Below are 19,312 nucleotides of genomic sequence, written 5' to 3'. Positions count from 1 at the left end.
GCATAGCGCTTAGTGGCCACGCTCCTGCTCAATAGCCTTGCCCTCGTTCCAGAAGGGCGCGAGCTTATTATCAAACATGGACAGCGCTGAACCGATAGCCATGTGCATATCCAGGTACTGGTAGGTACCCAGGCGGCCACCGAAGAGAACCTTATTATCCTTCGACTCCTGGGCGGCGAGCTTACGGTAGGCCTCCAGCTTGGTGCGATCCTCTGGGGTATTGATTGGGTAGTACGGCTCATCGCCCTTATCGGCAAAGCGCGAATACTCCTTCATGATGACCGTCTTATCCTTCGGGTACTTATCCTTGCGCTCCGGGTGGAAGTGGCGGAACTCATGGATGCGGGTGTAGTCCACGTCCGCATCGTTGTAGTTCATCACCGGGGTGCCCTGGAAGTCACCGGTATCCAGCACCTCCAAGTCAAAGTCGAGGGTGCGCCAACCCAACTCGCCTTCGGCAAAGTCAAAGTAGCGATCCAGTGGGCCGGTGTAGACCACGGGCGCATCTGGGGACTCGGCGCGCAGCTCTTCGCGCACCTCGAACCAATCGGTATCCAGGCGGACCTCAATATTGTCGTGGTCAGCCATGTTTTCTAGCCATGCCGCGTAGCCGTCGACCGGCAGGCCCTCATAGGTGTCGTTGAAGTAGCGGTTATTGAAGGTATAGCGCACTGGCAGGCGGGTAATATTCGCCGCCGGCAGCTCCTTCGGATCGGTCTGCCACTGCTTTGCGGTGTAATCACGGATGAAGGCCTCATACAGCGGGCGACCGATGAGCGAGATGGCCTTTTCCTCCAGGTTTTGCGCCTCTCCCGGGGAGAATTCGCCGGCCTGATCCTTAATGAGTTGGCGGGCCTCATCCGGGGAGTAGTAGCGGCCGAAGAACTGGTTGATAAGACCCAGGCCCATTGGGAATTGGTAGGCGGTGCCATCGTGCATGGCAAACACGCGGTGCTGGTAGTCGGTGAAATCGGTGAACTTATTGCAGTAATCCCACACGCGTTTATTAGAGGTGTGGAAGAGGTGCGCACCGTACTTGTGCACCTCGATTCCGGTGGTGGGTTCGGCCTCGGAGTAGGCATTGCCGCCGAGGTGATTGCGGCGCTCCACAATGAGCACCTTCTTATCCAGCTGGCTAGCGGCGCGCTCGGCAACCGTTAAACCAAAAAATCCAGAGCCAACAACGATGAGGTCATAAGAAGTCATGGCCTCCACTTTATTGCACTACGGCAGCTGACACGGCGCATCGGCGTGTCGCAACAGATTTCACAGAAGTCACAAACGTACCATCACTATCAACTCTTAACTTTTGGCAACCGTTTTTACAGCTGCACAACCCTAGGGAGATAACAGTGCAACAACGACGTCGACTAGTACCCACCAGGTCAAAATGGTCCACCCCCGTCATCGCGGCGGTCACCTCCGTCGCGCTCGCCGTGACGGCCGCATTCGGCGGACAGCAAGTTCTCAAGACCCAAGACTCCGGCAACGGCGGTCCCATTGAGGTCAAAAATTCCTCCTCTAGCTTCAGTGACGGCGAATCCATCGTCGTCGATGACCCAGCCGTAGCCGCTCAGGGCGACGGCGAAAGCCGCCGCGCGGTCAAGCAGTTCCACCGCGACGAAACCTTCAATATGTTCGCCGTCACCTGGGAAGGCAAGCGAGATATCAACTCCTTCGTCCGCTCCAAGCAGCAGGACGGTTCCTGGAGCGAGTGGCTGCCCATGGATGCAATGAATTACACCGAGGGCAAGAACGGCACCGAACTCATCTTCGTGGGCGATACCAACGATGTGCAGGTCTCTATGGCCAACGTTGACCTCGTGACTGGTTCTAACCTGGATAAGAAGGAAGACTCCCTCCTAGACAAGGCCGCCAAGGGCGCTGATGCCAACCGCCCCGCGCCGCTTGCGTACAACGTCGGCGATATCTCCCCCGTGGCCGATGAGCGCACCCAGGTTGCGGATCTCGACGCCGTGTTTATCGACGGCAACGCCCAAGAAGGCGAAGCCATCGAGCCCACCGCAGAAACCGCGGGCATGCCCAAGGTAGTCACCCGCGCTGGCTGGGGAGCAGACGAATCTAAGCGCTGCCAGCAGCCAACCTACGATGATGGCTTGAAAGCCCTGACCCTGCACCACACCGCGGGTACCAATAACTACACCCGCGCACAGGCAGCGGCACAGGTACGCGGTGCCTACGACTACCATGCGCAGACCCTGGGCTGGTGCGATATCGGCTACAACGTGCTGGTGGATAAATTCGGCACCATCTACGAAGGCCGCTACGGCGGTCTGGACAAGGCCGTACAGGGCGCCCACGTGGGTGGCTTCAACTCCAATAACTGGGGCATTTCCATGATTGGCAACTACGAGACAGCAGAGCCGTCTCGTGAGATGCTCAACTCCGTGGCGGAGATTGCCGGCTGGAAGGCCGCTATTTCTGGCATCGATCCAATGGGCAAGGCCAGCTTGTACTCCGGCGGATTCAACGGCTCCAAGTTCCCTGCAGGAACCACGGCCACCGTGCCGGCCTTCGCGGGACACAATGATTTCCACTACACGGCTTGCCCGGGCCAGTACACCACGCGCCACTGGGACGAGATTCGCAAGAACACCAAGCGCAAGGCGGATGCCATCAAGTCCGGCAAGAACAGCACGGACCTGAACTGGCAAGAGTCTCCACAGCCAAATTCTCCCAAGACCCCGCAACAGGTAGGTGAGGAAATCACGTCCTCGCTGGGCGACGTCGAGGTACCGGTCTCGACTATCTCCGCCCTCGCTGGAATCGCTGCCGCCGTCTTCGGCGTGCTCATCGCCAATGAGCGCCTGCAGAAGCCTGATACCGATCAGAAGGTGGCGGGCAACCTGACCACCGGCGATATCCCGGAGATTGTCAATAAGGTTGTCCAGGTCTCCAGCAACGAAGGCCTGAAGGAATCGTGGACCTCCGTCCTCAACGCTTTCGGCCCAGTCCTAGGCTTGGCAGTCGGCGGCCCGGATACTACCGACGGCGGCAAGATCCTCTACCAGCTCTTCCAAAATGGCGTGGTGCTCTCCTCCAAGGAGTCCGGCACCAAGGCGCTGACGGGCGAGATTGCCAAGAAGTGGTCCGAGGGCGATAATGCCTCCAAGCTCGGCCTGCCGACCTCCAACGAGGAAAAGAATGGCAAGGAAATCCGCGTGAAGTTCCAGGGTGGCGAGATTGTCTACAACACCGAAACGGAAAAGGTAGACATCTTCACCGACTAGAACCAGCGCTCTAGCACCTTAGCGACGCCCGCCTGGTGGTTAGCCACGGTGACCGCATCCGCGGCCGCCTTTACCTCCGGGTGGGCGTTTTCCATGGCCACGCCACAGCCGGCCCACGTCAGCATTTCGATATCGTTGGGCATATCCCCAAAGGCAATAGTCTCTTGCTGGGCGACCCCGGTGTGCTCCGCCAGCCATTCCACCCCGCGGCGCTTAGTCACATTGGGCGCGGCAACCTCCAAGATTCCTTCCTGCATGGAATAGGTCAGGTGCGCGAGCTCCGGATCGATGTGCGGCGCAATGAGCTCATAGAGCTCTGGGGCGGAGTAGTCCGTGTTGCGGATGAGGAACTTTACCGCCGGCTGCCCCACTAGCTCGCCCATGCTGACCACGCCGAAGCCCTCAAACAGGGCGTTTTCGGAATAGTGGCGCTCGACTACGAAGAGGTCCTCGACGGCGTCGGCAAGCGAGCCTCCAGCCCGCTCCGCGCCAAAGCCCACGGTGCCCAGTACGGTCTGGGCCACGTCCACCACTTCCGCCAACGCGGCGGGCGAAAGCTCGTGGGCGGACATCACCCGATCCTCCGCGGAGTCATATAACACAGCGCCATTCGAGGTCACGCATACCGGCCGCACGGGCAGCTGCTCCAGCACCGGGGCAATCCAGCGGAACGGACGGCCAGTAGAAAGCGCAAAATAGGCACCCTGTTGGACTGCCCGCGCCACGGCGTCACGGTTGCGACGCGGGACGCGGTGGTTGCGGTCCAGCAGGGTGCCGTCAATATCGCTCGCGATGAGGCGAGGCGCGCGGGCTGGGAAATTCTCCATACCCGCGAGTTTACGTCAGGACTTAGAAGTTCAGGTCCTCGTCCTCGTTATCCTCCCACTCCAGGGAGCGCTTAATAGCGCGCTTCCAATCGCGGTAGAGCCCCTCTACCTCTTCCTTGTCGCGCTTCGGCTTGAATACCTTCATGTCTCCGGCCTGGCTGCCCAAGACGCTGAGGTCATCCCAGAAGCCATGGTCCAGGCCTGCCGCGAAGGCAGCACCGGTAGCGGTGGTCTCGATATTCTTCGGGCGGTGTACTTCCACGCCGAGGATATCGGACTGGAACTGCATCAGCAGTTCATTCATGGTCATGCCACCATCCACGCGCAGCTCGGTAATCTCCACGCCGGAGTCCGCCACCATGGCATCGGCAACATCGCGCGTCTGGTACGCGGTGGATTCGAGCACGGCGCGAGCCAAGTGCTTGCGGTTAGCAAAGCGAGTCAGGCCCACGATGACGCCACGGGCATCTGGGCGCCAGTACGGAGCGAAGAGGCCGGAGAAGGCCGGCACGATATAAACGCCGCCGTTGTCCTTAACCTCGCGCGCGAGGTTTTCGATGGACGCAGCATTGGGGATGATCTGCAGGTTATCGCGCAGCCACTGCACCAAGGAACCGCCCATGGATACAGAGCCCTCGAGGGCGTACACGGGGCGCTCGCCCTCGCGCTGGAAGCAGACGGTGGTCAGCAGGCCGTTCTCGGAGAACTTCGGGGTGGTACCCGTATTCAGCAGGAGGAACAGGCCGGTTCCGTAGGTATTCTTTGCGGAACCTGCACGGAAGCAACCCTGGCCGAACATCGCGGACTGCTGGTCACCCAGGATGGCGCGGATAGGAACGCCGGAAAGCGAGCCGCGCTCACGCACGGTACGGAAATCACCCAGGGACGGGCGAATCTCCGGCAGCATGGACATCGGGATGCCCATTTCCTTACACAATTCCTCATCCCACTCCAGCTTTTCGATGTCCATCAGCAAGGTGCGGGAGGCGTTGGTGACGTCGGTGGCGTGCAACGCTTCGTGGCCGGCATCGCCCTCGGCGCCGCCGGTGAGGTTCCACAGCAGCCAGCTATCAATGGTGCCGAAGAGCAGGTCTCCTGCCTCGGCACGCTCGCGAGCACCTTCGACGTTATCGAGGATCCACTTCACCTTTGGACCAGCCGGGTAGGAGTTGATAATCAGGCCGGTGCGGCGGCGCCACTTTTCCGGTCCTTCCTCACCCGAGAGTTCCTTACAGATGGCGGTGGTACGGGTATCTTGCCAGACAATGGCGTTGTAGACCGGCTTACCGGTGTGCTTATCCCACACCACGGTCGTCTCACGCTGGTTGGTGATACCCACCGAGTCAATGTCTTCCACGGTGATGTCGCCATTGGCAAGCGCTTCACCGACGGCGCGACGGGTATTGCTCCAGATTTCTTCTGGGTCGTGTTCTACCCAGCCCTTTTCCGGGAAGATCTGCTCGTGCTCGAGCTGGCCAACGGCAGCCTGCTCGCCGTTGTGGTCAAAGATGATGCAGCGCGTCGACGTGGTTCCCTGGTCGATAGCGGCGACGTATTTCTTGTTAGTCATGTGTCTAGTCTCCTATACGAAGATGAAATTAGAGCGCAACGGACAACAGTCCAACGGCTACGGCTGCGACCAATGGGGCCACGATGGGGACCCAAGCATAGCCCCAGTTCGCGCTGCCTTTGTCCTGGATGGGCAAGATGAATGCATAAGCAATTCGCGGGCCCAGGTCGCGGACCGGATTGATGGCATAACCCGTAGGGGTACCAAGGGACAGGCCGACCGCCACCACAACGAAAGCAACAGCGAAGTAGCTCATTGGGCCAAGCTCGCCGCCGGTGGGGCCGAAGGCGATGAACATCAACAGCACGCAGGTGGCGATGAACTCCGTCACCGCATTCCAGCCGTTCTTAGGATGTGCCGGCTTGGTAAAGAAGATACCGTTGGTGTCCTTATTGGCGCCGGTGACGTTTCCGGCGTCGTCGTAATTATTGGCGTCGAAAAGCTGCTTGAAGGCAGCCCATGCCAGGATGGCACCGAGGATAGCGCCGAGGATCTGGCCCAGGAAGTAGTACGGCACCAGAGACCACTCGAGCGAGCCATTGACGGCCAACATTACGGTGACGGCGGGGTTAAGGTGCCCGCCCGTGGGATCGGCCACACTGGCACCGACGAAGACACCCATACCCCAACCCAGGGCGATAACGACCCAGTCGGAACCGCGTGCGCCAGAGGTGCGCAGGTTTACCAGCGCACATACGCCGTTACCTAGAAGGAGCAGCAACGCAGTGCCGATAAACTCCCACAGGAATGCATCAAATCCGGTCATAACTTATACCTCGTTTTGGGTGGGTCGGGCGGATCCTGCGCGTACCAAAATGTCATTGGCCTCACGGTCAGTTACCGCAGCTTCTGCTTCAAGTTCGGCCTGCGTGTGGGCCTTGAATTGGGATACCTCGCGCTCCTTGTCGGCGTCGCTCCAGCCCAGCAGCGGTGCTACAAAATCAGCAACGGCCGGGGCGGCATTCACACCGCGGTCGCCGTACTCGATGGCGATGCGCAGGCGGCGGGACAAGATGTCTTCCAAGTGCAATGCACCCTCGTGGGTGACGGCGTAGCGGACCTCGGCCCACAGGTAGGACTCGGCACCAGGAACTGGCTCGAGCAGGGAGGCATCCTCTGCTGCTGGTGCCAAAACCTCACCCAGCAGGGAGCCATAGCGGCCGAGCAGGTGCTCAATGAACTTCTCGCTCAGGTTATAGCGACGAGCCAAGGATGGGACCTGGTTGGCCAAGGCATGGTAGCCGGCGGCGCCCAGGATCGGGGTTTGCTCGGTGATGGACTCTGGGACCTTGGTACCCAGTTCCTTCACCGCCAGGTCCACGGCATCCTTACCGATGACGCGGTACGTGGTGTACTTACCGCCGGCGACAGAGACCATACCTGGGGCCACGCGTGCGACGGCGTGGTTGCGGGAAAGGTTGGTGGTGGAATCGGACTTGCCGGACAGCAGCGGGCGCAGGCCGGAGTAGACGCCCACGATGTCATCGCGGGTGATCTTGCGGCGAACGCGCTGGTTAACCTGATCCAAGATGTAGTCAATATCGGACTTGGTTGGTGCTGGATCTGGCAAGGAAAGACCCTTTTCCCAATCGGTATCGGTGGTACCAATAATCCAGTACTCGCCCCACGGGATAACGAAGAGGACGGACTTTTCGGTGACGAAGCACAGGGCCGCCTCTGCATCGAGCGCATCCTTCGGCACGACGATGTGCACGCCCTTCGAGGCGTGAACGGTGAACTTGCCTTCCACGCCGGCCATCTCTTGGATCTTGTCATTCCATACGCCGGTGGCGTTGATAAAGACCTTGCCGCGCACGGTGGTCTCGCGGCCGGTGGCGGTGTCTCGCACCTTGGCGCCTACGATGCGGCCGCCGCGGTCCTTGTCAAAGCCAATGACCTCGGTATTGGTACGCACGTCGGCACCGTACTCGGCGGCGGTACGCAGCACGGTCATGGTGTGGCGGGCGTCATCAACCAAGGTGTCGTAGTAGCGCACGCCGCCCACAATGGCATCGTCCTTCAGACCCGGGGTCACCTTCAGCACGCCCTTGCGGGTGAGGTGCTTTTGCATTGGCACGCTCTTCGAGCCACCCATGAGGTCATAAAGAGTAAAGCCACCGAACATCATCACGCGCTCCCATACGTGGTGGGTCAGCGGGAAGATAAACTTCAGCGGCTTCACCAGGTGGGGTGCCAGGGTGGACATGTTCAGCTCGCGCTCCTTGAGGGACTCCGCCACCAGGCGGAAGTCAAACATGGCCAGGTAGCGCAGGCCACCGTGGAACATCTTGGAGGAGCGAGAAGAGGTACCTGCGGCGAAGTCGCGCGCCTCAATGACGGCGGTCTTGAGGCCGCGGGTAGCGGCGTCCGCTGCCGCACCAGCGCCTACGGAACCGCCACCGATGATGACTACGTCGTAGTCCTCATCCGCGTACCCATTCCATAGATTTTCAAAGTATTCGGGGTTAAAGGATTGGTTGCTTTGCTGGGTCATTACTGACCGCATCTCCTTCCTTGGTGCTTGCATGTGCCTGCGCCATAAATCCATGAATGAGATGGCAAAAGCACAGCCAAAAGCAGTGAATTGTGGTTTCGGTGGAAAGTATCACACCGCGGCTGCAGAGACATTATCTCCTTAGACCTATGATAGGAGTCACGGACGTCAGTTACACAAGTGGTTACTCACACGTAGGTTTCAGGCCCATAAGCAGTAACTTTCCCTAAAATACTTAGCCGCCCAAAAAGAAAACGCACCCCCTCGCGGGGGTGCAAAGCGGACGGACAGCCCGCGCTATTTCTGCGCTAACCGCGCCATTGCTTCAAGCACTTCGGACATTCCGGCTTTCTCGGCAGAATAAGTGACCGCCTGAGCGCCTTTGACCACCTCGATAGGGGCAGTTTCCAAAGCCACCACCGGCATCCGGTCAAGGAAATCCTCATCTCCTGGCTCGTTAGCAAAAACCAGGGTCTCCTCCGGTTTAGCTTGCAGATCCTCAAGGATGCGCTCCACGCCTTGTACCGCAGTCGCGGCAGTGACGGACAGTGCATCGGTATCGAGTCGCGGCTGCACAGCGTCCTCATCAACGACAACGCTCCACACGGCTTGCGGAACTTCCACTTCACCGGCGGGTGATATCACGATCAGGACTTCGGCCGCCGGGTAGATATCTGCCAAAGCCTTGTGCAATCGCGGAGTTAGCGCGCCATCTTCCCAATTCAGCGCGCTGCTCTGCGCCACTACCACGCGGGGGATGGAAGAAAATTGCGCCTTCATGCGGTGCGGCAAGCGCGAAACGATAAGCCGGGATTGGGTGGCTGCCGCCAACAGGCCCTGCTCCGCCACGGAACCAGCCCATATCTCCTTACTGCTGGCCGTGATGGACGCTTGGGTTTGCGCCACATCCGACTTCAGCTGCGCCATGATATCCGCGACCTTATCGCGACCTTCATCCAAGCCGCGGGTTGCCTCTTCTACCACGGCGTTGAGGTTGTTCTTGATCCACTCCAGGGTCTCCGGGGCGGTCCGCGCCTTATTCTTTGGCTCCTCCCCGTCCGCTCCCTTGGCGGCGGCCATGTGGTTGCGCACCAAGTCAACCGTAGTAACCGAGACGCGTTCTTTGAGGCCCACTAGATCGTCGCGCAACCGGCGTACGCGGTGGCGCTCGGTTTCTACTTCAGCATCTCGAGCTTCTGCTTCTTCAAGGGTAGGAGCCCCTCCACCTTTACGGGCGGGCACCCAGTATTCACCGGCAGGCATGGGCCCAAATTCGGCTTCGTACTGCTCCCATAGCCCTTCCAATGCCTCTTGCATGCGGCGTCGAATCTCCGCGGTATCAGCCTCCGCATCGCCGGAGGGATAGTACGGTTCGAGGGCGGTAATAAAGACAGGGGTCTTGGTCCGTCCCAGGTTCTTTTTGTGTCCCTTGGTCCACAGGCGCTGCGAACCAAAAATGACCTGTGGGACTACCGGCACCCCCGCCTCATAGGCAATGCGGGAGGCGCCACTTTTCATGCTGCGGATTTCAAAGCTGCGGGAAATTGTGCCTTCAGAAAACACGCCCACGAGTTCGCCGTCCTTGGCCAGCTGTACCGCTTGGCGGAAGGAGGCGCTGCCATCGATACGGTCAACTGGCACGTGATGCATGGCCTTCAACAACGGACCCGCCACCGGTGCTTTGAAGATTCCAGCCTTAGCCAAGAAGCGCACCAGACGCTTCTTGCGATAGGCCAAAAAGGCGCCGAAGAGGAAATCCATGTAGCCGGTGTGGTTGCAAACCAACACCGCGCCGCCCTTATCGGGGATATTTTCTTCCCCCGAAAGGCGCATTTTTAATCCCTGTGCCAGAGTCACCCCCCTGCCAATGTGGGTGATCTGGCGGTACAGGAAATTCGTCGCAGCGTTCATAACTCTCCAGGACGACGGCGGACTTACTGCGGGGTCAGGACATCCTTGCCCACGAACGGGCGCAGGGCCTCAGGGACAACGACGGAGCCGTCGGCCTGCTGGTGGTTTTCCAGAATGGCAACGAGCCAGCGGGTAGTCGCCAGCGTGCCGTTCAGGGTAGCTGCGGTCTGGGTCTTGCCATTCTCGTCGCGGTAGCGAGTGGACAGGCGGCGAGCCTGGAAGGTGGTGCAGTTCGAGGTGGAGGTCAGCTCACGGTAGGTGCCTTGGGTAGGAACCCAAGCCTCATTGTCGAACTTACGGGCCGCCGAAGAACCGAGGTCGCCACCGGCAATATCGATGGTGCGGTAAGGCAGTTCCATGGCTGCAAGCATGTCCTTTTCCATGGACAGAAGGCGCTGGTGCATTTCTTCCGCGTCCTCCGGCTTGCAGTAGACAAACATCTCCAGCTTGTCGAATTGGTGGACGCGCAGGATGCCTCGAGTGTCCTTACCGTGGGAACCAGCCTCACGGCGGAAGCAGGAGGACCAGCCGGCGTACTGCAGCGGGCCATTGGAGAGGTCGATGATCTCATCCTTGTGGTAACCAGCAAGGGCCACCTCAGAGGTACCGACCAGGTACATATCGTCGGCCGGCAGGTAGTAAATCTCATCGGAGTGCTGGCCCAAGAAACCGGTGCCGGACATAATGTCTGGGCGAACCAGAACTGGCGGGATCATCAGCTTGAAACCGGCTTCGCGCGCCTTCTGCGCCGCGAGCATCAGCATTCCCAGCTGCAGGAAGGCGCCATCGCCAGTGAGGTAGTAGAAACGAGCGCCGCCTACCTTGGCACCACGCTTGACGTCGATAAGGCCGAGGGACTCGCCCAACTCAAGGTGATCCTTTGGCTCGAAGTCGAACTCAGGAATCTGGCCTACTTCTTCAATCACTACGAAGTCATCTTCGCCGCCGGCCGGGGCACCTTCGACCACGTTATCGAGCTTGTACTGCAGCTCTTCCACCTTGGCCTCAGCGGCAGACTGTGCCTCTTCCGCCTCCTTGACCTTGGCCTTCAGCTCATTAGAGCCCTCCAGCAGTGCCGGACGCTCCTCTGGGGAGGCTTGGCCAATCTTCTTGCCAAAAGCCTTCTGCTCAGAGCGCAGTTCGTCGGCCTTTTGGATAGCAGCGCGGCGCTGCTCATCAGCTTCCAAGAGCTGGTCTACGAGGGAGGGATCCTCACCTCGGTTCACCTGGGAAGCACGGACAACGTCAGGGTTTTCGCGGAGTAGCTTGAGATCAATCACGAATGTAAGTTTAGCGTATTGACAACATCTTGCGGTGGTAATAACCAGCGAATTATGATGGCTTTATGTCCGCCGTTCAGCTCCCCGCCCGCACAATTACGGACGGTCCCGTTCCAAAACACACCCAATTGCACGATATCCTCGAAGAATTGTGCCGCACGACCCTCAAACCCGGCGATATCCTGCCCGGCGAGAGGCTTCTTGAAGAAACCTATGGCGTGTCACGAATCACGGTCCGCCGCGCCATCGGGGATCTTGTCGCGGCCGGAAAATTGCGCCGCGTCCGCGGTAAGGGCACCTTCGTAGCGCCCAATCCCCTTGTCTCCCGGCTCCACCTGGCCTCATTCTCGGATGAGATGGGCGCACAAGACGTCACCGCCTCCTCCAAAATCCTCACCAGCGGGCGCAGCAGCGCCCCGGAGGATGCCGCCCTCTTTTTTGATACTCCTGCCCAAACCGAACATATTCACCTGCGCCGCCTGCGCTTGGGCGATGGCGAGCCCTACTCCATTGATGACGGCTGGTATAACTCCACGTATGCGCCCAGCCTGCTAGAAAATGACACCTACAATTCGGTCTACGCCATCCTCGACTCCGTCTTTAACGTCCCCATCACCGATGCGGATCAAACGGTCTCGGCGATTTCAGCCGATGCGGACACTGCCCCGCTTCTCGACGTCCCCGTGGGCACCCCGCTGCTACACATCGTGCGCTACTCCCGCTCGGGCGATAGGCCGGTGGAGTGGTGTTCCTCCGTCTACCGCACCGACCGCTACCGCCTGACTACCCGGGTGGCTAGGGAGAACAGTATCTAGCCAGCACCCTGCTTAAAAGGTAAGATTAAAGGCCTTATGAAGAAATCACCTGCGTGGCGTTCCGCTGTGGCCGTCCAGATTGTCTTGATTGCGGCAATCGCGGCGGCCGTTTTCATGGGCATCTATGGCGTTATCAGCTCCCACAAATCGGGCGGCGAAGACACTACCGCTGCCCAGCAGCACAATAGCGGGGATACTTCAGAAACCGCCGCTCCTAAACCGGAGCCCTTCACCGCTGCGGCCGCCGGCGCTTGCTTGACGTGGGACATCGCCCAGGATGGCTCCGCCACTGGGTTCAAGGAAGTACCGTGCTCTGAACAGCACCGCTTCGAGGTTTCCAAGACCGAAGACCTGAGCGTCTACCCCACCAGCGAATTCGGCCCTGATGCCAACCGCCCAGCGCTTACCCGCCAACACCAATTGCGCGATGAGCTGTGCGAATCCGCCACTGTGGGCTACCTGCACGGTAAGTGGGATCCGAATGGTAAGTACGATGTGGCGTCCATTCTGCCGCCGCAGTCCGCCTGGGATCGCGGCGACCGCACCTTGCTGTGCGGCCTGCAAACCACCGATGATCACGGCGTACCGCAGCTTACTACCGGCAACGTCGAAGCCTCCGAGCAGGCAAACCTCGCCAAGCCGGGCGAGTGCTTGGCCATCGATGACAAGCAGGTTCCGCACGTCGTTGACTGCGCCAAGCCCCACCAGATGGAGACCGTTTCCGTCATCGATGTGGGCAAGCAGTTCCCTGACGGCTACCCGGACGGCAAGGATATGGACAAGTTCCTATCCGATACGTGTACCGCTGCCACCGAGGACTACCTTGGCGGCGAGGAGCAGCTCTACCAGTCCACGTTGCAACCATTCTGGGGCTCTATCACCGAGGCCTCGTGGAACGGCGGCACCAAGTCCGTCAATTGCTCCCTTGTGCATGCCCGCAAAGGCGGCGGTTTCTCTGCCATCACCGGTTCCGCTACCGGTGGTCGCCAGGCGCTGACTATCGACGGCCAACCGCCGGAGGAACGCCCCGAGCGCAATCCACTGCGTGAGGACAAGGACAAGAGCCCGGCACCCGAGTCTGCCGCCCCCGCCCCGGCCCCAGCGCCCTAATGGTCGAGGTATCAGAAGAGCGCTTCGATGAGATGGTCAACGAGGCGCTGGATCAAGTCCCCGAGGAATTCGTGCGCCGCATGCGCAACCTCGTCATTTTGGTCGAAGATGAAAATCCCGATAACCCTATGTTGCTAGGGCTCTACGAGGGCGTAGCACTGCCCCGCCGCACCTTCGATCACACCGGTTTCCTGCCCGATGCGATCTTCATTTACCGCAACACACTGCAGCGCTGGTCCGGCAGCGAGGAAGAATTAGCAGAGCAGGTCAAAGTCACCGTATTCCACGAACTCGGCCATTACTTTGGCCTCGAGGAAGAGGAGCTGCACCGCCTGGGCTGGGGCTAGAGCTCCGTATCCGCCCACCGGGTTAACGTCCACTCACCAAAGTCCTTGCCGCGCGGTTCCATCACCATAAAGCGGCAATTGGCCAGGTAGCCGGTATAGGCAAAGTCGGAGTCAACGCCCGTGGCATGTTTGGTGACCACGCGGATGGCGGCGCCGTGGCTGACAAGGATGACATCGTGGTCGTCGGCAAGCTGCTCCGCAATGCCCTCCAGCACCGGCTGGTAGCGCGCCAGCACATCATCCAAGGTCTCGCCGCCTTCCATCCCGGCGCCGCGCTCGCCATCGCACCAGCCACGCATGGCCACCATGTGCGAACGATGGGCATCCTCGCTGCCGTCCATCTCCCAGTCCCCAGCGAAAATTTCGTGCACGCCAGAGATTACGTCAACGCGCTGGGAAAATTCCGGCATTCCGCGCTCCTGCTCAAAGGCGCGCGCCGCCAGCATCGCGGTCTGCTGAGCGCGCAGGGCAATGGAGCATTTAAATTCCACCTCGCGCTCGCCTACCAACTGCGCTAGCTCACGGCCTACCTCCGTAGCTTGGTCGCGCCCGCGCTCGGTAAGCTCTGCCCCGGGCGGGCGGGTATCGAGGAAGCGGGAAATATTGGAATAGGTCTGGCCGTGGCGCAGCAGGATAATTCTTCCGGGCATGCTTCTAGATTATTGGCCCCTGCGTGCCCGCGCTACCCAATCATCCGCCGCTGCCAGATCGCGCGGTGGCTTGCCCGCAGGGGTTGCCGCCGGCCACGATCCGAGGAAAAGCAAGTCCTCTGCCCGCAACCACAAGGCCCGCAGCGCCTCCGCGACCGGCTGATCGTCAATGTGCCCGATAAGGTCCACGTAGAAGCGGTACGTACCAAAGGCCTCCCGCGTGGGGCGCGACTCAATCCGGGACAAGTCCACCCCGCGGTGCGCAAAGTCCTGCAGCGCCCCCACCAGGCTGCCCGGTTCATTTGGCAGGGTGAAGATGACACTGGTGCGGTCCTGGCCAGTCCTTGCAGTGGGTTTTCCCGGACGCCCCACCAGGACAAAGCGCGTTGCGGCACCCTCAACATCCGCCACGCTCTGGGCGATGGTCTCCAGGCCGAAGATCTCGGCGGCCCGCGCCGGCGCTGCGGCCGCATCCGCTTCCCCACGGGCTACAGCCTCGGCCGCCGCAGCATTGGAACTGGCCGGCACGAACTCTGCCTCCGGCAGATTGTCTTCTACCCAGCCGCGGATTTGCTGGAACGCCACCGGGTGGGTGCTCAGCCGCGCAATGTCGCCCGCGCCTTGCCGGGTCATGATGCTAAAGGCCACGGGGATATCCACCTCGCGGTAAATCTGCACCGGTTCGGCTTCAACCAGCGCATCAAAGGTGGTGGTGACCGCGCCATCGACGGAATTTTCAATGGCTACGCAGGCGTATTCCGCTTGCCCGGCGCGCACGGCGGCCACGGCTTCCGAAGGCGAGCCAACGGGCATGGTCTCTACCTGCGGCAGGTGCGCGGCAAACTTATGCACGGCCGCTTCCGTGAAGGTTCCGGCTGGCCCCAGGAAGGCGATGGTGGTAGTCATGCACGTCACCTTAGCCCACTAGACTGGTGCCCCATGGACTTTTCCGTAGAACAACTCCGCGCGGATCTGCACGGTCTTGCCCCCGAGGAACACGGTTTCACCTACCTGGATGTAGACCGCGAGCCCTCCGGCCGAGGCCGGCTGACCGGCTGGGTCCTCTCCGCTAAGGATCTCTGCGATGTCCGCGGCATGCCTACTACCTTGGGAAATGTCGATCGCACCTACTACCCCGAGCGCAGCGATGCCTTTATTGAAGCCTTGGAGAAGCAGGGTGCGCGCATCATCGGTAAATCCTCCACCCCGGAGTTGGGTCTGCGCGTAGATACGGAACCAGTAGGCCTGCCCCATCCCTATAATCCCCTCTATCCCGGCTGCACTCCGGGTGGTTCCTCTGGCGGTGCGGCGGTACAGGTCGCGCGGGGGTTGCTGCGCGCGGCGCACGCCAGCGATGGCGGCGGTTCCATCCGAGTGCCGGCCGCGGCCTGCGGCGTGGTGGGCTTTAAACCGGCAGGTGATGAACTGGGTGTGCAGGGCTTTATCACCCGGACCGTGGCCGATAATGCCTTTCTGCATGGCCACCGCATGATCACCCCGCGCGCCCGCATTGGCCTGCTCGTAGAGCCGCTGTTTTGCGACGCCAACGTCGATGCCCACCACCTGCGCGCCGCCCGCGAGGCCGCCCAACGCCTACAAGCTGCCGGCTTCACCGTGGTGCCCATTTCCCCGTATCCGCAGGCCCGGGCCACCTTTGCGCATTTCCGCACGACCTTTACCTCCCGTTTGGCGGGGCTCAACCCGGCGGCAGGCTACGCCGAGTGGATCGCTCAGCAGGGCCGGCGCGTGAGCGCCGCTGAGCTGGCCGCGGCGCGGGCGCATGTCCGGCGGCTGCCCGACTTGCTGGCCCAGGAATGGGGCGTCGATGCCATCCTCACCCCAATGCTCACCACGGACCCGCCGCGTATTGGTTCGTTCCTGTCCCTGCCCCATGCGGAGAATTTCGCGGCCCAGACCCGGTGGTCTCCGTGGGGTTCCCTCTTCAACATGGCCCGCCTGCCAGCCATTTCCGTGCCATGGGCCGTTCCCAATCACCCGCCGGTGGGCGTGCACCTGGGAGGCATTACGCTTTCCGACGCCGCCCTGCTCGGCCTCGCCCACATCCTCCACCCATGACCAAGTCCCTACGCGCCGAACTGCTCATCGTCCTTACCCTCACCTTTGGCATTTCCGGGGTGCGGGCGGTGTTAAACCTCATCAATTCCCTGGCCGCGCCGCAGCGGCTCGACGAGCAATCGGTCACGCTCAATTCCAGCCAATCCTCCCTTGCCTGGGTGGATATGGGACTGCAGTTGTGCTCGTCCGCCGTGCTCTTTTCCTATGGAGCCTTAGCGCTTTTCCTGCTGGCCAAGGACCGCTTTGTGCCCCGTGCCCACCGCGCCCGCGACTGGCTAGAAGGAGCAGGGCTTGCCGCCCTCATTGGCATCCCGGGGCTCGCCCTGTATTTCGCGGCGGTGCAATTGGGGTGGAGCAAGGAGGTCATCCCCGGCGACTTCGCCAATGCTTGGGTGGAAATTCCCGTTTCCCTCCTCAAGGCCGCTGCCAACGCCTTCGCGGAGGAAACCGTGGTGGTGATGTGGCTGATGACGCGTTTGCGCCAGGCGCGCTGGTCGCTGCCAGCCACGCTGGCCGCAAGCTCCATTCTCCGCGGTTCCTACCACCTCTACCAGGGAGTTTCCGCTGGCTTTGGCAATATCATCATGGGTTTAATCTACGGCTACTACTACCACCGCACGGGGCGGGTATGGCCGCTGGTCATAGCGCATTTTCTTATCGACGCCGTCGCTTTCGTGGGTTATTCCTTCCTGTGAAAATCCCTGTAGGGGACGTCGCGAAGCAGGCGTTGCTCCCTGCTCCTTGTAAGGTATAGCGCATGACTGAATCAGGACGAGATCCGCATAGGGAGGCCCGCCGCGCCGGCGACGACTCCTCCACTGAATTCGTCCTTGGGGCCGATGGACGTCCCCTCAAGGATCGATACGGCCGCCCCATTCGACGCCGTTCCTCCGCCCGCCCGACGCCGCGGCGCGTGGAACCCGAGCAACAATCCTTCCGCGCTCCGCAACCACAGCGGCAGCAACAGCCCCCGCGTCGCACTCCGCCGCCAACACCGAGCCGCTACCCCAGCCAGTACCGCGCGCAGCAGCGCCCGCCTCGTCGTACCGAACCGCGCCCCGCACCCCGGCAACGCCCACATAGCCGGCGCAAAAAGGTCAATCCGGCCAAACGCGCCCTCGGCTGCGTTGGCTTGGCGCTCGTTGTCCTGCTGGTATTCAACCTCGTCTTCATGTTCTGGACGGATGCCCGCCTCACCCGCGTGGAGGCGCTGCCACAAGAACAAGTGTCTAATACCGCCGGCACCAATTGGTTGCTCGTCGGCTCCGATTCCCGCCAAGGACTCAGCGAGGAGCAACAGGCTGAGCTCGGCACCGGTGGTGACGTGGGCGAGGGCCGCACCGATACCATCATGCTGCTGCACATCCCCCGCACCGGCAAGGCCAAGCTCGTTTCCATCCCACGTGATAGCTACGTGGAAGTCCCCGGTTTTGGCATGGACAAGATCAATGCCGCCTTTACCTACGGTGGACCGCAGCTGCTTGCCCAAACCGTCGAGGGCACGACCGGTTTGCACATCGACCACTATGCCGAGATCGGCATGGGCGGCCTGGCCAATGTGGTCGACTCCGTCGGCGGCGTAGACGTATGCGTGAAGGAACCCATCAATGACCCGCTGGCCGGCATTGATCTCCAAGATGGCTGCCAGAAGCTCAAGGGCCGCGACGCCCTCGGTTACGTGCGCACCCGCGCCACCGCCATGGGCGACCTTGACCGCGTGCAGCGACAGCGCGAATTCTTCTCCGCATTGCTGGACAAGGTTGCTTCCCCAGCCACCCTGATCAACCCATTCCGCGCCTTCTCCTTGGTCAACCACACCGCCTCCTCGTTCATCGTGGGCGAGGGCGACCACGTCTGGCACCTCGCCCGCGTGGCACTGGCCATGGGCTCCGGTGTAGACACCGAGACCGTCCCCATCGGCGGATTCCAAGATACCGAGGTAGGCAACGTCGTCCTCTGGGACGATGAAGCAGCCGCCGGGTTGTGGGATTCCCTCAAATAGCGATCAAAAAATGGCCCTTCCTCTACCGGGGAAGGGCCATTTTCCTGTCTTTAGCGCAGGGTCACCTGGCGGGACTTGATGTTTTCTAGCTGCTTGCGCTCATCGGCGCTCAGCTGGGCATCATTAGAGATTTCTTCCTCCAAGGCCTTGTCCACGCGGGTGAGGTGATCCTCATAGGAAGCGTGGTCAACCTCTGGATCCAAGTCGAAGACCGGAGCGATGAGACCGTGGGTGCGGAAGACACCGGCGAACTTGGTGCTCTCGCCCAAGTTCAGCTCGCCGCGGGCGGCGACGCGCGCCAGCGCGTTCAGGAATGCGGATTCATCATCATTCGGGCGGACCCAGCGGATGTGGGCCTTGCCGCCGCCGGCATTTGCCCAGAAGGCCGCACCGGTGATGTTCTCGCCCACCTCGTGGGACTCGATGACGGAATCATTAGCGGCGCGTAGCGACTGCGCAATCTGCGGGGTGACCTGTGCTCCCTCCGGAATCCACCATTCGAAGTCCTGGTGAACCTGCACGTCGAGGGTAGCGGAGGCATCGATAAGCTCCTCCAGCTTCGGCTCCGAGCCGTCAGCCGCGGTGGATTCCAGGGTGGCGCCCGGCTCATTATTCTTCACCCAGTTAAGGGCAAAGGCGAGGTCGCGGCCCGGGTTGTGGGTGTGGGACTGTACCTGCAGGCCCACGAAAGCATCGCCGCCAAATTCGGTGTCACGAATGAGCGCGGCAGACGCACCCGGCAAGACGGTGGCTACATACACGTTCTTATCGCAGCCTTTGACGTCAAGCTTGGCAAAAGCGGAGGGGACGAACTCCTGCATGGCGACCAGGGAGGCCTCCGCAGCAAGTCCGCCGTAGGGGCGGGGATCCTTTTCCAGGGCGGCGCGCTCCTTGGCGCGGGCAGCGAGCTTTGCCTGGCGGCGGGACATGCCCTCAGGCAGCTGTTCCTTGTTCTTTTTCTTCTTGGCCATGCCTCCAA

Annotated in this window: 17 protein-coding genes; 7 read left to right on the top strand and 10 right to left on the bottom strand. The window is 61.1% G+C overall.

The genetic code is table 11. From position 1 onward, the window contains the following. Positions 1 to 9: 9 nt before the first annotated feature. Positions 10 to 1,206, bottom strand: coding sequence for a UDP-galactopyranose mutase (glf, locus tag CORTU0001_RS02175; RefSeq protein ID WP_005327050.1), 1,197 nt, complete (start codon positions 1,204 to 1,206; stop codon positions 10 to 12). A 146-nt stretch (positions 1,207 to 1,352) separates the two neighbouring features. Here glf and CORTU0001_RS02170 point away from each other — a divergent pair, with 146 nt between their 5' ends. Next, positions 1,353 to 3,251, top strand: coding sequence for an N-acetylmuramoyl-L-alanine amidase (locus CORTU0001_RS02170; protein WP_005327049.1), 1,899 nt, complete (start codon positions 1,353 to 1,355; stop codon positions 3,249 to 3,251). On the opposite strand, the gene CORTU0001_RS02165 is transcribed toward CORTU0001_RS02170, so the two are convergent. The 6 genes from CORTU0001_RS02165 to serS form a co-directional block, all read right to left on the bottom strand. Beyond that, positions 3,248 to 4,078, bottom strand: coding sequence for a Cof-type HAD-IIB family hydrolase (locus CORTU0001_RS02165; protein ID WP_005327047.1), 831 nt, complete (start codon positions 4,076 to 4,078; stop codon positions 3,248 to 3,250). The two genes, CORTU0001_RS02170 and CORTU0001_RS02165, sit on opposite strands and share 4 nt — an antisense overlap. A gap of 22 nt (positions 4,079 to 4,100) precedes the next feature. Then, positions 4,101 to 5,648, bottom strand: a complete 1,548-nt coding sequence (gene glpK, locus CORTU0001_RS02160; RefSeq protein ID WP_005327045.1) for a glycerol kinase GlpK — start codon at positions 5,646 to 5,648, stop codon at positions 4,101 to 4,103. 28 nt (positions 5,649 to 5,676) lie between these two features. Further along, complete coding sequence (locus CORTU0001_RS02155; RefSeq protein WP_005327044.1) at positions 5,677 to 6,414, bottom strand: MIP/aquaporin family protein; 738 nt, start codon at positions 6,412 to 6,414, stop codon at positions 5,677 to 5,679. A 3-nt stretch (positions 6,415 to 6,417) separates the two neighbouring features. Beyond that, positions 6,418 to 8,142: a glycerol-3-phosphate dehydrogenase/oxidase gene (locus tag CORTU0001_RS02150; protein ID WP_005327043.1), complete on the bottom strand. Its 1,725-nt coding sequence runs from the start codon at positions 8,140 to 8,142 to the stop codon at positions 6,418 to 6,420. Positions 8,143 to 8,439: 297 nt separating this feature from the next. Next, a complete protein-coding gene (locus CORTU0001_RS02145) occupies positions 8,440 to 9,975 on the bottom strand; it encodes a lysophospholipid acyltransferase family protein (RefSeq protein ID WP_244262075.1) in 1,536 nt (511 codons plus the stop codon). Between the two features lie 101 nt (positions 9,976 to 10,076). Then, positions 10,077 to 11,333 (bottom strand): serine--tRNA ligase, encoded by a 1,257-nt coding sequence (serS, locus tag CORTU0001_RS02140; protein WP_005325389.1) that lies wholly within the window; start codon positions 11,331 to 11,333, stop codon positions 10,077 to 10,079. A 65-nt stretch (positions 11,334 to 11,398) separates the two neighbouring features. Here serS and CORTU0001_RS02135 point away from each other — a divergent pair, with 65 nt between their 5' ends. From CORTU0001_RS02135 to CORTU0001_RS02125, 3 genes are read left to right on the top strand one after another with little or no spacing between them, the layout of a single operon-like run. Next, a complete protein-coding gene (locus CORTU0001_RS02135) occupies positions 11,399 to 12,148 on the top strand; it encodes a GntR family transcriptional regulator (protein ID WP_005325388.1) in 750 nt (249 codons plus the stop codon). 36 nt (positions 12,149 to 12,184) lie between these two features. Further along, on the top strand, positions 12,185 to 13,258 hold the full coding sequence (locus CORTU0001_RS02130) for a septum formation family protein (protein WP_005327041.1): 1,074 nt from the start codon (positions 12,185 to 12,187) through the stop codon (positions 13,256 to 13,258). After that, positions 13,258 to 13,605 (top strand): metallopeptidase family protein, encoded by a 348-nt coding sequence (locus CORTU0001_RS02125; protein ID WP_005325385.1) that lies wholly within the window; start codon positions 13,258 to 13,260, stop codon positions 13,603 to 13,605. The genes CORTU0001_RS02130 and CORTU0001_RS02125 overlap by 1 nt, the downstream gene beginning before the upstream one ends. Here CORTU0001_RS02125 and CORTU0001_RS02120 read toward each other — a convergent pair. Both CORTU0001_RS02120 and pheA read right to left on the bottom strand, forming a co-directional pair. Further along, complete coding sequence (locus tag CORTU0001_RS02120; RefSeq protein WP_005327040.1) at positions 13,602 to 14,255, bottom strand: histidine phosphatase family protein; 654 nt, start codon at positions 14,253 to 14,255, stop codon at positions 13,602 to 13,604. The genes CORTU0001_RS02125 and CORTU0001_RS02120 overlap by 4 nt on opposite strands. A 9-nt stretch (positions 14,256 to 14,264) precedes the next feature. After that, positions 14,265 to 15,161, bottom strand: a complete 897-nt coding sequence (pheA, locus tag CORTU0001_RS02115) for a prephenate dehydratase (RefSeq protein ID WP_005327039.1) — start codon at positions 15,159 to 15,161, stop codon at positions 14,265 to 14,267. 33 nt (positions 15,162 to 15,194) lie between these two features. Here pheA and CORTU0001_RS02110 point away from each other — a divergent pair, with 33 nt between their 5' ends. The 3 genes from CORTU0001_RS02110 (at position 15,195) to CORTU0001_RS02100 (ending at position 18,333) form a co-directional block, all read left to right on the top strand. Next, positions 15,195 to 16,331 (top strand): amidase, encoded by a 1,137-nt coding sequence (locus CORTU0001_RS02110; protein WP_005327037.1) that lies wholly within the window; start codon positions 15,195 to 15,197, stop codon positions 16,329 to 16,331. Further along, positions 16,328 to 17,026, top strand: a complete 699-nt coding sequence (locus CORTU0001_RS02105; protein WP_005327036.1) for a CPBP family intramembrane glutamic endopeptidase — start codon at positions 16,328 to 16,330, stop codon at positions 17,024 to 17,026. The genes CORTU0001_RS02110 and CORTU0001_RS02105 overlap by 4 nt, the downstream gene beginning before the upstream one ends. A 62-nt stretch (positions 17,027 to 17,088) precedes the next feature. Next, positions 17,089 to 18,333 (top strand): LCP family protein, encoded by a 1,245-nt coding sequence (locus tag CORTU0001_RS02100; RefSeq protein WP_005327034.1) that lies wholly within the window; start codon positions 17,089 to 17,091, stop codon positions 18,331 to 18,333. 50 nt (positions 18,334 to 18,383) lie between these two features. On the opposite strand, the gene CORTU0001_RS02095 is transcribed toward CORTU0001_RS02100, so the two are convergent. Next, entirely contained in the window at positions 18,384 to 19,304 is a 921-nt protein-coding gene (locus CORTU0001_RS02095) for a DUF5926 family protein (protein ID WP_005327033.1), read from the bottom strand. Between the last annotated feature and the right edge of the window lie 8 nt (positions 19,305 to 19,312).

It is taken from the genome of Corynebacterium tuberculostearicum SK141, from assembly GCF_000175635.1.
Taxonomy (GTDB): Bacteria; Actinomycetota; Actinomycetes; order Mycobacteriales; family Mycobacteriaceae; genus Corynebacterium; species Corynebacterium tuberculostearicum_C.
Note: the sequence above shows the minus strand (reverse complement) of the source record. Positions and strands in the feature narration are given on the sequence as shown.

Coding starts and splice junctions, on each gene's coding strand:
- glf (WP_005327050.1), bottom strand. CDS start 1,206: ATGACTTCTTATGACCTCATCGTTGTTGGCTCTGGATTTTTTGGTTTA.
- CORTU0001_RS02100 (WP_005327034.1), top strand. CDS start 17,089: ATGACTGAATCAGGACGAGATCCGCATAGGGAGGCCCGCCGCGCCGGC.
- CORTU0001_RS02165 (WP_005327047.1), bottom strand. CDS start 4,078: ATGGAGAATTTCCCAGCCCGCGCGCCTCGCCTCATCGCGAGCGATATT.
- CORTU0001_RS02120 (WP_005327040.1), bottom strand. CDS start 14,255: ATGCCCGGAAGAATTATCCTGCTGCGCCACGGCCAGACCTATTCCAAT.
- CORTU0001_RS02135 (WP_005325388.1), top strand. CDS start 11,399: ATGTCCGCCGTTCAGCTCCCCGCCCGCACAATTACGGACGGTCCCGTT.
- CORTU0001_RS02095 (WP_005327033.1), bottom strand. CDS start 19,304: ATGGCCAAGAAGAAAAAGAACAAGGAACAGCTGCCTGAGGGCATGTCC.
- CORTU0001_RS02110 (WP_005327037.1), top strand. CDS start 15,195: ATGGACTTTTCCGTAGAACAACTCCGCGCGGATCTGCACGGTCTTGCC.
- CORTU0001_RS02155 (WP_005327044.1), bottom strand. CDS start 6,414: ATGACCGGATTTGATGCATTCCTGTGGGAGTTTATCGGCACTGCGTTG.
- CORTU0001_RS02145 (WP_244262075.1), bottom strand. CDS start 9,975: ATGCGCCTTTCGGGGGAAGAAAATATCCCCGATAAGGGCGGCGCGGTG.
- CORTU0001_RS02125 (WP_005325385.1), top strand. CDS start 13,258: ATGGTCGAGGTATCAGAAGAGCGCTTCGATGAGATGGTCAACGAGGCG.
- glpK (WP_005327045.1), bottom strand. CDS start 5,648: ATGACTAACAAGAAATACGTCGCCGCTATCGACCAGGGAACCACGTCG.
- pheA (WP_005327039.1), bottom strand. CDS start 15,161: ATGACTACCACCATCGCCTTCCTGGGGCCAGCCGGAACCTTCACGGAA.
- CORTU0001_RS02105 (WP_005327036.1), top strand. CDS start 16,328: ATGACCAAGTCCCTACGCGCCGAACTGCTCATCGTCCTTACCCTCACC.
- CORTU0001_RS02130 (WP_005327041.1), top strand. CDS start 12,185: ATGAAGAAATCACCTGCGTGGCGTTCCGCTGTGGCCGTCCAGATTGTC.
- CORTU0001_RS02150 (WP_005327043.1), bottom strand. CDS start 8,142: ATGACCCAGCAAAGCAACCAATCCTTTAACCCCGAATACTTTGAAAAT.